The 13,835-nt window shown below is 43.3% G+C and carries 5 protein-coding genes; 4 read left to right on the plus strand and 1 reads right to left on the minus strand.

The window, feature by feature from the left end:
• Positions 1–12 precede the first annotated feature (12 nt).
• Entirely contained in the window at positions 13–924 is a 912-nt protein-coding gene (locus tag HUW51_RS11940) for an AraC family transcriptional regulator (protein WP_228467018.1), read from the minus strand.
• A 676-nt stretch (positions 925–1,600) separates the two neighbouring features.
• Between HUW51_RS11940 and HUW51_RS11945 the strand changes: the two genes are divergently transcribed.
• The 4 genes from HUW51_RS11945 (at position 1,601) to HUW51_RS11960 (ending at position 13,735) form a co-directional block, all read left to right on the plus strand.
• Positions 1,601–3,481, plus strand: coding sequence for a sodium:solute symporter family protein (locus HUW51_RS11945; protein WP_185274249.1), 1,881 nt, complete (start codon positions 1,601–1,603; stop codon positions 3,479–3,481).
• 226 nt (positions 3,482–3,707) lie between these two features.
• Positions 3,708–4,208, plus strand: coding sequence for a cupin domain-containing protein (locus tag HUW51_RS11950; RefSeq protein WP_185274250.1), 501 nt, complete (start codon positions 3,708–3,710; stop codon positions 4,206–4,208).
• A gap of 173 nt (positions 4,209–4,381) precedes the next feature.
• Positions 4,382–8,347: a hybrid sensor histidine kinase/response regulator transcription factor gene (locus HUW51_RS11955; protein WP_185274251.1), complete on the plus strand. Its 3,966-nt coding sequence runs from the start codon at positions 4,382–4,384 to the stop codon at positions 8,345–8,347.
• A gap of 267 nt (positions 8,348–8,614) precedes the next feature.
• On the plus strand, positions 8,615–13,735 hold the full coding sequence (locus HUW51_RS11960) for an FG-GAP-like repeat-containing protein (RefSeq protein ID WP_185274252.1): 5,121 nt from the start codon (positions 8,615–8,617) through the stop codon (positions 13,733–13,735).
• Positions 13,736–13,835 lie beyond the last annotated feature (100 nt).

The following is a 13,835-nucleotide window of genomic DNA, read 5'->3' on the forward strand; positions in this document are numbered from 1 at the left end:
GGAGCAGAAAACTTAAATGTAAATGCGGCTGCCCGAGTAGTTCTGCCGGAATTCTTTGGGCGTACAATTATTTTTCTTGCGGAAAATCCGGTTGAAATAAGACAAGTTATTAAAGCCGCAGTTGTAAGAAATTTCGGCAATGGTTTGCGTGGTGTCAATTAACAAGCGCGATGCATGACCCAACCTGATTTGGTTTAAACTTTCGATAAAAGTTTTACCGGTTCGTTTTTTAATAAAGCGACTAAACGAAACTTCCGGCATGTTTACCACACCGGCCACATCGGCCAGCGAAATATCTTTGTTGTACTGGGCCTGCATAAAATCAAACGCTTTTTCGATGCGGCGGCTGTGGTACGTAAACTGCTCGGAGGTAAAAGAAGTGTTCGATAAAGTGCGCATATTGGGCGCTACCGATAAATCGTGCAATAAAGAAAGTAATTCTAAAACCGAATCGAATCCTGTTTGATGGGTTAATTTTTCCAGGCGCGGCCGGAAAGCTTCAGTTGTTTCACGCGAAAACAAAATTCCTTTGCTGGACCGGTCGAGCAAGTTGCGAATAAAACTTAACTGGTTACGCTGCAAAAATTTGTTGTCGAACAAATCGGAGTGGAATTGCAGGGTAATTTCAAAAATCTCTTTGCTCTGGCATTGGTGCGTAAACCAGGCGTGCGGTAAATTGCTACCCACCAACACCAATTCTAAATCATCAATTACTTCTACGTGGTCGCCAATAACGCGCTTGGTGCCAGCCCCGTTAGCAATAAAGTTTAATTCAAATTCGTCGTGGTAATGCAACGGAAAGTCAAACTCCGACTTAACCCGGTGTAAAATAGTAAAACAATCGTTTTGCGTAAGTGGGGTGATTTCCCGGTAAATGGTATTCATTAAAGGCGTAATCAGATTAAATTCTTTAAACAGTTTCAATTTTTAAATTTTAACTGCTAAAATAATATTAGTGAGTGGTAAGTAGTTCTATTCTGTACTTAACCACCGTTAATTTTTGATTTTTTAAAAAATAAGGCAGACTTAGAGGGTAATAACAATTATTAAAAACAATCAGATCACATAAAGTAACTAAATTACCTTTTCTGAAGAAGCTGTTAAGTATAATTTAAAAATAAATCTACCTCAAAATTTAAGTCTTAATTTTTAGATTCCCAAGCTTAATGCCGATTCAGGCAATTTTTTGATAAAATTGTATTAGGTAGCCGCAAACCCTTAAAATAAGGCAATCCAGTAGAAGTGGGGGAGAAAGCGGAAGGGTATTACGGAAGAAGAAATTGTTTATCCAGCCCCCGCATATTTGTTTATTAAAGTCGTTAGTTATCTAAATGGGTATTACTACCTCAGCGTTTAATATGGATGTTACAACAAACTTTAGGAGTGTCTATTTTAATGCAGAACTTGTGCGACTATTTACCAGATTTGGCGTTTAAGTAATTATTTTTGCCGGATTATACCAGTAGGCTCTAACTGCAAGGTCATAAGTTTTGCCGTATTCTATGGTTATTTCCCATTTCTAAAATTAAGCTGACAACGAAACAAAGCCCATTTTCCTGATTTATTTAAAAATCAGATTACCCGGAATACCAATTTTTGAATGAAATTAACTACTGTTGATATTTGTATAATTCTGGTTTACCTGTTAGCGGTAGTAGTTCTGGGGCTGGTACTGAAGAAAAGAGCAGCTAAAAACAAAGAAGCTTACCTACTCGGCGGCAAAACCTTGCCTTGGTACTTGTTGGGCTTATCTAACGCTTCGGATATGTTCGATATTTCGGGCACGATGTGGATGGTAACCCTGGCATTTGTGTATGGCCTGAAAAGTCTCTGGATCCCGTGGTTGTGGCCCGTTTTCAACCAGGTTTTTCTCATGATGTACCTATCGGTTTGGATACGCCGCTCCAACGTAACTACCGGGGCCGAATGGATAACTACCCGTTTTGGTAACGGGCAGGGCGCTGTGGCCTCGCACCTAATTATGGTAATTTTTGCTATTCTGAGTTGCCTGGGTTTTCTGGCCTACGGTTTTGTGGGTTTAGGTAAGTTTATCGAAATTTTTATTCCGTACAATAGTATTGCGGCTTACCTGCCTTTTACCGTACCTACCGCGTACGTGGCACATTTTTACGGCATTATCTTTACGGCTTTTGCGGTGTTCTACGCCATTCTGGGCGGCATGACCAGCATTGTAATCGGCGATTTATTTAAGTACGGCATCATGACGGTAGCCGCTTTGGTGATTGCTTCTATTGCCATGCAAAACCTGGCTCAAAACAGTTTAAACGTGCCGGAAGGTTGGTTTACTCCGTTCTTTGGCGCCACCCTTCACGACCTTAACTGGACCGGAATCATTGACGAGGTAAATGCTAAAATTAAGGAAGATAAGTTTGGCTTGTTTGGTGTTTTCTTCATGATGATGCTCTTTAAAGGTATTCTGGCCAGTTTAGCCGGACCCGCTCCGAGTTACGATATGCAGAAAGTGCTTTCTGCCCGGTCGCCGCAGGATGCCGCCAAAATGAGCGGTTTTGTTTCTGTTTTTTTACTGCCCATTCGGTACGCCATGATTATGGGGTTTGCGGTGCTGGCCTTACTGTATTACGATCAGTTAAACCTGCAATCGGCTACCGGTATTGATTTTGAAAAAATATTACCGGCGGCCATAGTGCAGTTTGTGCCCGCGGGTTTAGTGGGTTTGCTTTTAGCCGGTTTTTTAGCAGCTTTTATGGGCACCTTTGCGGGTACGCTCAACGCCGCGCAGGCTTATTTAGTTAATGATATTTACCTGAAATACGTGAACCCCCAAGCTACCAACAAGCGCATCAGCCACATGAATTACCTGGCAGGTTTGTGTGTGGCAATGGTAGGTATATTTATGGGCTTTTTTACCAAAGATGTAAACAGTATTTTGCAGTGGATTGTATCGGCTTTGTTTGGTGGTTACGTAGCAGCTAATGTTTTAAAATGGCATTGGTGGCGCTTAAATGCCCATGGTTTTTTCTGGGGAATGCTGGCAGGCATTGTACCGGCTTTGATTATGCCGCTAATTTTTAAAGAAACGTTAGAATTATACTACTTTCCGGTTTTGTTTCTGTTATCACTGGCGGGTTGTATTATTGGTTCCCTGGTTACACCACCCACCGAAACCGCTACCTTAAAATCTTTCTACAAAACTGTGCGGCCCTGGGGTTTTTGGCAACCAATTGAAAAACTAATTAAAAACGAAGATCCGGCTTTTAAAGCAAACCAGAATTTTACCTTAGATGTGTTTAATGTAATTATTGGCGTTACGGCTCAATGTTGCTTAACCTTGCTGCCCATGTACTTCATTATCCAATTGCATACTCAATTGTGGGTAACTGTAGCAGTGCTGATTGTTTGTATACTCATCCTCAAAAAAACCTGGTGGAACCGTTTACCCACCGACAATCCTACTTATCAAAATAAAAACCAGCGGGTATTAGCCGGGCAGCAAATTTAATAGGTGGTTTATTTTGCTGGATTAAAATTTCGCATTCAAAAATCAGGAAGATAAAAATGAGTTAGGCCGATTAAATGCAACTCAATCCTTATTTTAAAAAGTCTAACATCTAATATTTATATACTTTAATCTCTTTTCATAAAGGATTGGCAAAAGGCTTGGTAAGTAGGAGTAAAGTAGCCATATTTAACGCCAAGCAGATAAAAATTTAAAAAACCAATCCCCAATGTCCGGAAAAAGCAAAGAAGTTGTTTTTAGCGAAATAGCCGATCAATTAGCCGCGCACCAGTTCACCATCGATAAACAAGATCAAACCCGACCCTGGGGTGGTTTTTTTGTAATCAACGAAGACCAGGCGCAGGCTTTTGCGGATACGTATTTTGACGGCATACCCATCGAAAATTTAAAAATTTCAGGTAAACTCAGTCCGAAAATCCTGGTGGTAGCTCCGCAAACGCGTTTGTCGTGGCAGTACCATTTTCGGCGGGCCGAAATCTGGAAAGTAATTCAGGGGAAAGTGGGCGTAATTACCAGCCCCACCGACGAAGAAGGCGAACTGAAAACCTACGAAGTAGGCGGCTTAATTACCCTAAAACAAGGCGAGCGCCACCGCTTAGTAGGCCTGGATGATTGGGGTGTGCTGGCCGAAATCTGGCAACACACGGATGCCAGTAATCCTTCGGACGAAGAAGATATTGTGCGGGTACAGGATGATTTTGGCAGATAAGAACAGATGATATTTTAATTTTTTAAAATTTTAAATTTTAAGGCCTGGTAACTTTACTGGCCTTAAAAGATTTTTTGCGTAAATGCGGGTATTTTAAAATAATTAATAAATTTAAATACGCGACTACTTTTAAATGGCGGTTCCTTTATGGTCATATATTATTAGGTTCTACCATGAAGTACTTCTTGTCTTGGCTAGCTTTTTTCTTGCTCTCTCTTTACCATAGCCAACTTATTTATGGCCAAACAAATACTTACACTGCTACTGCTTTAACCCTGACGAATGGCTTGCCCCATAGCAGCGTTACCGGGATGGTGCAGGATAAAGTAGGATTTATTTGGATTGCCACCGAAGATGGCCTGGCCCGCTATGATGGCCGCACTTTCAAAAATTTTCGTTTAGCACACGATAATCATATTCTAAGTTTAGCATTGGCCGATAAAGGAACATTGCTCCTCAGTACCGCTAATGGAGATTTTTTACGCTTCAATCCCATAACCGAACGCTTTTCCGTTATTTTCAGTGCTGAATACCTGGTCCAAAATCAAGCTTCTATGGATGAGTTTGGATTAACTGCCGATGGCACAGCAGGCTGGGGTATTATCCAGGGAGATAAAGTAGTTTACTATAATTTCTTAAGTAAGAAATTTTCTTTCCGGGATGAGTTTGCCTTAACGGGCGAGCACAATTCTATGCGGGATATTTTGCGGGCTTCCAATGGGTTAGATTATGTGCGCTTTAATAATGGACTAGTAGAAGTAGATGCGAAAAACCACCGCCGACGCATTATTCTATTTCCCGGTAAACCTTTGGCGAACAACCCAATTATGCCAGTGCATAACAGCGAGTACCTGGTGGAACGTAACAACGGCGACATAGTAATTATCGGGAATCACCAGATTTTGCTTTATAGTGTGGCCAGATCACAAATAGTACGGCAAATTCCGATACCTACTAAGCTGGATCATAATAGTTTTTATACTTTAACGAAGGTACGTAATGGTAACATTTACGTGGGCTGCGGTACCTACCTGTACCGCTTAACAGAGCATGACCAACTGGAACTAATATGGCAAAGTAAGAACCCGGTACCTTCCTTTAATTTTATTAAAGTTTTCTTGCTCGACCATTCGGAGGTGCTTTGGTTGACTACCAACCGGGGAGGCTTAACCAAAATAGATTTAAAGGCGTTGCCTTTTAAATCTTACCCTTACCAGCGGGGTTTTATAGAAGATCTTTTGCAAGTAGAGTTAAAAGTGCCTGTCCCGGAGTGGGAGCACCCCGAACGCCACGCGGCCTGGGTCCGTTTCGGCAGACCGCCTCAGGCAAAAAGTACTTGGTTTATTGATTTTTATGCGCTGTATCAATATGATCCGCAGCGACGCAGGATTTTTAAAAAACTTCGATTTCCGGAACATGGCTATCGGTGGTATATTAATATGAAGCCTGCTGCTGATGGTTACTTGTGGCTCTATGCCAACGAAAAAGGCCTGCTCCGGACGGATACATTAGCTTTTCAGGCGCAACTCTTTGCTAATAGCTTAATGCCGCCGAGGTTTAAAAAGGCACCCGTGGCCTTTGATGTAGTAGATATTCAACCTCAGGCTAATTGGGTATGGCTAGCCACAAATTATGGAAATGGGTTATTTCAGTACGACTGGAAGCAGCAAAAAATTACGCGCCAGCTGCAGTATCAGCCTAAAGATTCGAACTCGTTAAGTACAAATGCCTTAAACTGTTTGCTCCTTGACCCGAACGATACGCACTTATTATGGATTGGTACGCAAGGCGGGGGCTTATGCCGCTTAAATACCCGAACCATGCGCTTTGATCGAATTGGCGAAAAAGAAGGTTTGCCGGTTAACACCATTAATAGTATGCTGCCCGATAAAAAAGGTTTTATCTGGCTAAGTTCTAATCAGGGACTGATACGGCTAAATCCTAAAACTTTACAGATGCGCTACTTCACGGCGGCAGATGGAATTCAGGAAAACGAATTTTTGCGGAATAATGCGGCGGCTTTACCTGACGGGCGTTTGGTATTCGGGGGTAAAACCGGGATGACCGTTTTTGATCCAACTGCTATTCACGAAGATTCTTTTTCTCCGCCGGTAGTATTTACCGCTTTAAAAATAAATAATGTGCCCGTAGAAGCAGGTAAACCGGGTTCTCTTTTAACACAATCTATTAACGCAACCCAGCGGCTTAACCTGGATTACACCCAGAATTTTTTAAGTTTTGATTTTGCTGGTTTAGCGTTTACCAAGCCCGAAAAACTTAATTACCGTCACCGACTGGAAGGAGTAGATCAGGATTGGGTATACACAGGTAATCAGAACACGGCGAATTATACCCAGCTGGCTCCTGGTAATTATGTGTTTAAGGTGCAGGTAACTAATACCGATGGGGTCTGGAACCGCCACACCAGGCAATTGCAACTGGTAATAACGCCACCATTTTGGGCCACCTGGTGGGCCTACAGTTTTTATGCTTTAGTGGTGGGTACTAGTTTGTACGCGTATGGGCGGTTCCGGAATAAACAAGCTCGCGAAAGACAAGCGATAGCGTTACAACGCCGGGAAGCGGAACAGCTAAAAGCCGTTGATGAGATGAAGTCGCGGTTTTTCTCTAATATCACGCATGAATTTCGTACTCCTTTATCCCTGATTTTATCGCCGACGGAACAATTGCTGCAAAACAAAGAGTTACCACCGTATGCACAGCATAAACTACTGAGTTCGGTGTACCGAAATGCCCAGCAATTGCTCCGTTTAATTAACCAATTACTGGATATTTCTAAGTTAGAAGCAGCCAGCATGCCCGTACATGTATCACGGGGCAACCCTGCGGTTTTCCTCGAAAAAATTGTAGCGTCCTTTCGTTTGTTGGCCGAAGAAAAACAAATCCAACTCTGTTTAGATAGCACAAGCAATACTGCCGATTATCTGTTTGATGCCGACAAATGGGAAAAAATAATTTATAACCTGCTTTCCAACGCGCTTAAATTTACTTCTACCGGACAAGTAAAAGTAGTGGCGCAAATTCAGCAGCAGCAATGGTTTCGGTTACAAATAAGCGATACGGGAATTGGCATTGCGGCGGAAGAACTCGCTCATATTTTCGACCGATTTTACCAAGTAGATGATGCCTGCACGCGGCAATATGAAGGCACGGGTATTGGATTGGCTTTGGTAAAAGAATTAACTGATTTATTGGGCGGCGAAATTGCCGTACAAAGTGTACTAGGGCAAGGCACTACTTGTGAAGTTAAATTGCCGCTTGTTTTAACGCCTAATACGGGACAAACCGATAATATTACTCCAATAACCCAACTACCAACCCCAACTTTAAAAGAAACATTTGCTCCTCATACAGAAAAATTGCTGGCAGCTCCCTTGTTGTTAATAGTAGAAGATAACACGGAACTTCGGGAATTTATCGCCGGAACTTTGGCAGAAAATTACCGCATAATAACTGCCGAAGACGGCTCTCAAGGTTGGGAATCGACCCGGCAAGAACTGCCGGATGTGGTAATTAGTGATGTGATGATGCCCAAGATGGATGGTTACCAGTTTTGCCGCGCCATTAAAACGGATCCCCAGACAAACCACATTGCCGTAGTATTGTTAACCGCCAGGGCTTCGCACGAAAGCCGGATGGAAGGTTTGGTGGGCGGGGCAGACGATTACCTGACTAAACCCTTCCACCTGGATGAATTGCAGTGGCGGGTGCGCAATTTACTCGAGCGGCAAGAAAAACTGCGGGAGTTTTACCAGCGGCAACTTGTTGCGCCCCAAACTGCCCAAAGCGCGGAAGTTTCGCTGGATCCTTTTCTTAAAAAGATATATGCTTTCATCGAAGCCCACCTCGACGAGTCTGCATTTGGGGTGGAAGAATTAGCTGCCGAAATAGGAATGAGCCGTCGTACCTTGCACCGGAAACTAACCGCCGTGTTGGGTATTGCGGCTAACGAACTTATTCGCCAATACCGCCTAAACCGGGCCGTAGAAATGCTGCGTGCCGGTTGTTCGGTTAGCGAAACAGCTTACCGGGTTGGTTTCGAAAGTCCAGCTTATTTTGCTACGGTTTTTAAAGAATTTCATCATCAGTCACCTTCTTATTTTGTGCCGGCCAGGTAAAAGCAGCTTTTTTGGCCTCAATAACAGCTATTTCTGCCCGCTGTCCCAAAATCAAAGGCTTTTGTCCCAAAAGTAAAAGCCTTTTCGCGCCTTAAATAATAAGTTTAGTCCACTAAAGAGCGGATTGCTTCACTAGAGTTAATGATTTTTTAAAAAATCGTTTTCGCTGAAAAATCCTGTTCGGGTAAAAGCGACGCATGATCAGTTCTAGTCTTCCTTACCAAAATCTTACGCCTTCTTTTAAGTTAACCTAAACTATTTAAGCCCATGTATTTACCTCTACTATCTTTTTGGTTTCCGGCTACTATCTTTCCTCATTATCTAAATCCGGCGTTCTTCATCCAGAAATTATTTGCTCCTACAAGTAAATGTATCTTGTTCTTATTGTTGGGATTGGGGCTGCTGCACTACACCCCAGTAGCCGCCCAGGACAACCCGGCTTTTACGGACATTCAGGCTAACTTGGTAGGCGTGGGATCCGGTTCGGCAGATTGGGGCGATTACGATAACGATGGCGATCTGGATGTTTTAATCACCGGGGCTAGCGGTGGAAATTACGTCGCTAAAATTTACCGCAACACCAACGGCAGTTTCACTGATATTAATGCGGGCTTGGTAGGAGTAATCGAAAGTGCGGCCGATTGGGGCGATTACGATAACGACGGCGACCTGGATATTGCCTTAACCGGCCGGAGCAGTAACGGACTAGTTTCTATAATCTACCAAAATAATAATGGCAATTTTGTTAATGTAAATGCTACACTACCTCCGGTGAAAAGTGGCGCAGTAGCCTGGGGCGATCACGACAAGGATGGTGACTTGGATTTATTAATTTCTGGTAATGCTGGCACTACCAAAAAGACCTATATAACGGCAGTGTACGATAACCAGGGAGGTGTGTTTACAAGAAATTCAACCCATATGACAGGGGTTTTTAAAAGCTCGGCAGCTTGGGGAGATTATGACAAGGATGGTAATTTAGATGTTTTGGTAATGGGTGAGCATTTTGATCTATTTGCGGAATTTCTTGGAATAGAAGCACCCCTATTTTCCTGTCGTATATACCGCAATTTAGGACGTGGTGAATTCACTAGTTTAGAAATCGCAATGGATTTATCAGATGGTGCGGCATCCTGGGCCGATTATGATAATGATAATGATTTGGATATTATTATTTCAGGATATCGGTATGTGGGGGGAAGAATATACGATGTAGAAACTAGACTTTACTCAAATGAAAATGGTGCCTTTGAGCGTAAAGAAAAAATATTTATTGGACAAACGGCGGCTGAAGGAGATGCTACTTGGGGGGATTATAATAATGACGGCAGTTTAGATATTATAATCTCTGGAACCTGTCGTTCCGCAATAGGCGATTATTGTAATAGTCCCTCTACCAAAATATACCGTAATAAGGGAGTTTCCTTTACAAACAGTAAAATAGCATTACCAGGTTTACTAAGTAGCTCAGTCACTTGGGGCGATTACGACAACGACGGGGATTTGGATATTCTGCTTTCCGGGGATACGGACAAAGGACCTGTTTCTAAAATTTATCGCAACGATATAGCGGTAAAAAATACTATTCCTATAACCCCAATTAACCTGACTTATAAAGTTCAAGAAAAGAATGTAGTCTTGTCCTGGAACCCCAGTAAAGATGAACAAACGCCTACCGCCGCTTTAAGCTACAATGTGTATGTCGGTACCAGTCCGGGTAATCAGCAAAAAGTTTCCGCGCAAGCTAATCTCCAAAATGGCTATCGCCGGGTTGCAACCTGGGGCAATGCCCAGTTAAATACCAGTTTCAAACTAAATGACTTGCCCAAAGGCACTTATTACTGGAGTGTGCAAGCTATAGATCAGGCTTTTGCCGGTTCAGCTTTTGCCCTGGAACAAGGGTTTGTTGTTGAATATTCACCTACTGTTAGTAAAATTGCCCCTGCTGCGGCCTCGCCGGGAGCTTGGGTTACCATTAAGGGTAATTATTTTTTAAATGCTACCGAGGTACTATTTAACGGAGTAAAAGCTCTGGATTTTGGCGTACTCAGTAACGAGCAGATTCGGGTGCTGGTACCAGAAGGGGCTACTTCGGGCCCGGTAACGGTTACTACTCCGAACGGAACCTCCCTGGAGCCTGTTAATTTTTCGGTTCTGCCCACCATCACCAATATTAGTCCTAATGTAGTCCGGCCCGGCGATGTCATTACAATTACAGGCCAGGGCTTCGCCAACATAACCGCCATCGGCTTTAATCAAATTAAACAGCCTGTATTTACCGTAGTAAATTCTCAAACCATTACCGCCCAGGTACCGCAATACGCTACATCTGGGTTAGTAAGTATTTCAACGCCCGCGGGTACCGCCATAAGTCCGTTAACCATATCCATTCTACCACGGATTAATTATGACGAAACCTTTGGTGGCACCGACCAGGATAAACTTACCGCTTCCATTGTAACCATGGACGGAGGCTATTTACTCGGCGGGTATTCTTTTTCAGGTGCAGGCGGCGAAAAGAGCCAAGATAGCCGTGGCGATACGGATTACTGGATTGTAAAAACGGATGGTAATGGCGCCAAAATGTGGGATATGCGATTTGGTGGTAGTGGCGAGGACAAACTTACAGCTTTATTAGCCACTCCGGATGGTAGTTATTTATTAGGGGGATATTCTGAGTCTCCTCGCTCAGGTGATAAAAGTGAAGATAGCAAGGGAAATTATGATTTTTGGATCATAAAAATTGATGGAATGGGTAGAAAAGTATGGGATAAAACATTGGGCGGGAATAACTCTGACCAGCTTACGGCTATGATTCCTACCGCAGATGGCGGTTACTTACTTGGGGGAGCCTCTGATTCGGAGGAAACTGGCGATAAAATCCAGAGTAACAGAGGTCAAACCGACTATTGGATCATAAAAATTAATGCCAACGGTAAAAGAATCTGGGATAAAACCTACGGAGGCCAAAATGCAGATAACCTAACGGCCATTGTGGCTACTACCAATGGTTATTTGCTCGGCGGTTCTTCTGCTTCTAATATTTCTGGAGATAAAAGCCAGGCTACGCGGGGTATAGCTGATTATTGGGTCATACGAATTACGAATACCGGAAAAAAAATATGGGATAAAACCTTTGGCGGAGCCATCGATTATTTGTTATACGAATCTTGCGTGGGAGATGAAAATCCTGACCCCGAATGTTATTATTATTTTGGAAGCTCTATTTTGTCGTCTTTATTGGCTACGCCGGATGGTGGTTTTTTGCTAGGGGGTTCTTCTAATGCCGACAAAGGAAATGAAAAAAGAGAAAACAACCTCCATACAGATCATACTAATTTTACTACCAGGTTACGGGATTATTGGGTAATAAAAATTGATGGTGAAGGAAATAAACTTTGGGACCAGACCATTGGGGGGAATACAAAAGATTATTTTGATATCAATAAAGGGTATTTTGTTATTGGTGATTCTGAACTAAAATCGATGGTGGCTACTGCCGAAGGTAATTTCTTGCTAGCCGGAAGTTCCAATGCGGTAAAAGGGCGGGATAAAAGTGCAATTGGTTGGTATTCGGCAACCGATACCACCCTGCAGGAAAGATATGATTATTGGCTGGTAAAGATAGATGCTCAAGGAAATAAATTGTGGGATCAAGTGAAGGGCGGACTTCGGAATGAGGAGTTATCGGTAATAGTTAAAAATAAGGAAAATGAATTTGTACTAGGTGGTACTTCTTATTCCGATACTGGCGGCAATAAAAGTACAGGTAATCGGGGCAATACGGACTACTGGATGGTAAAAATAACCGATGACGATTCAAAGGCCTGGAACTTCCGCTATGGTGGTTCCGCTAACGAAGGCTTTACGGCCGTAATTAAAACTTCCGACGGAGGCTATCTCTCTGGGGGTTATTCTAATTCTGAGATCAGCGGCGACAAATCCCAGGCCAGCCAGGGTAAAAATGATTACTGGATTGTGAAAAGTGACGCATCTGGTAAAAAACTCTGGGATAAACGTTACGGCGGTTCGGGTGATGATTACTTAAATCGTATTATTCCTACCAAAGATGGCGGCTATTTACTGGCGGGAAGCTCCCTTTCCGGTATTAGCGGCGACAAAACCCAGGCGAGCCGGGGCAATCGCGATTACTGGATTGTTAAAATCAGTGATACTGGCGACAAACAATGGGATAAACGCTATGGTGGCTTGGGTTACGATGAGCTCAAAAAAGTAATACAGCTTTCTACGGGTGAATATATTTTAGCTGGGTATAGTAATTCTCCGGCGAGCGGCGACAAAAGCCAGGGTAGCCAGGGCGGCAACGATTATTGGTTGGTGAAGGTAAGCAACACGGGTAAAAAAATCTGGGATAAACGTTACGGTGGAAATTTAAATGAAGTTTTAGGGGGTATTGTGCAAACCTCAAGTGGCGGTTTTGTGCTAGGCGGTAGTTCCTTATCTGGTAAAAGCGGGGATAAGAGCGAAGATAGCCGGGGAGGTTCTGATTTCTGGCTAATTAGTTTAGACAAAAATGGTAATAAACTTTGGGATAAAACTTACGGGGGTAGTGGCAACGACGAAGCTTACTCTTTAGGCAGGAGTGGCAGCAGCGATTACTTTATCTCGGGCCAAAGCGACTCGCCGGCTGGCGGGGATAAAACCAGAGGGAGCCAGGGGGGTAAAGATTTCTGGTTTATTAAGTTTACCGGTACCGGTACCAAAATCTGGGATAAACGCTTCGGCGGCACCAAAGACGATGAACTCCGGGCCAGCATTCAGACCAGTGATGGCGGCTATATCTTGGCCGGTAAGTCTTTCTCCAACAAAAGCGGTAATAAATCGCAAAATAATCAGGGCTCGAGCGATTACTGGATCGTGAAAACAGATGCGGACGGCATGTACCAGTGGGATAAACGTTATGGGGGCAGCGGCGTGGAAGAACTACGAGCCGTTATCCAGACTAATGATGGCGGTCTGCTCTTGGCTGGAAAGTCTGACTCCGGAGTAAGTGGTGATCGAACCCAACCCAATCAAGGTGGCACCGATTTTTGGTTAGTGAAAGTAGCTCCTGAAAGCGTAGGTGTACCTAAGGTAAGGGTAGAGGCCCGGCAAGTCACTCCAGCGGCTGAAATAAAGCTCGGCCAACTGGTAGCCTATCCTAATCCGTTTGAACAAAAATTTACCTTACAGCTTCCTCAACCGTTCCCCGCCGATGCTACTATAACACTGTTTGATATTCAAGGAAAAGTAATACATCACGGGGTAGTACCCCTGGGAGAGAACAGGATACTACTGGACTTAACCGGAAAACCCGTAGGAATATATTTGCTCCAATGGCAATCCGGAAAAAGCCGTCAGGTGCTTAAAATGATAAAATCAAACTAAATAATCCTGCATTAAAATTGGCTGAGAATTCTTGTGGAAACCAGGAACTCTCAGCCAAAATAGACTTTCCTTATCAACGATAACTTTTGCTTTCGCCTAG

This window comes from Adhaeribacter swui, assembly GCF_014217805.1.
GTDB classification, from domain to species: domain Bacteria; phylum Bacteroidota; class Bacteroidia; order Cytophagales; family Hymenobacteraceae; genus Adhaeribacter; species Adhaeribacter swui.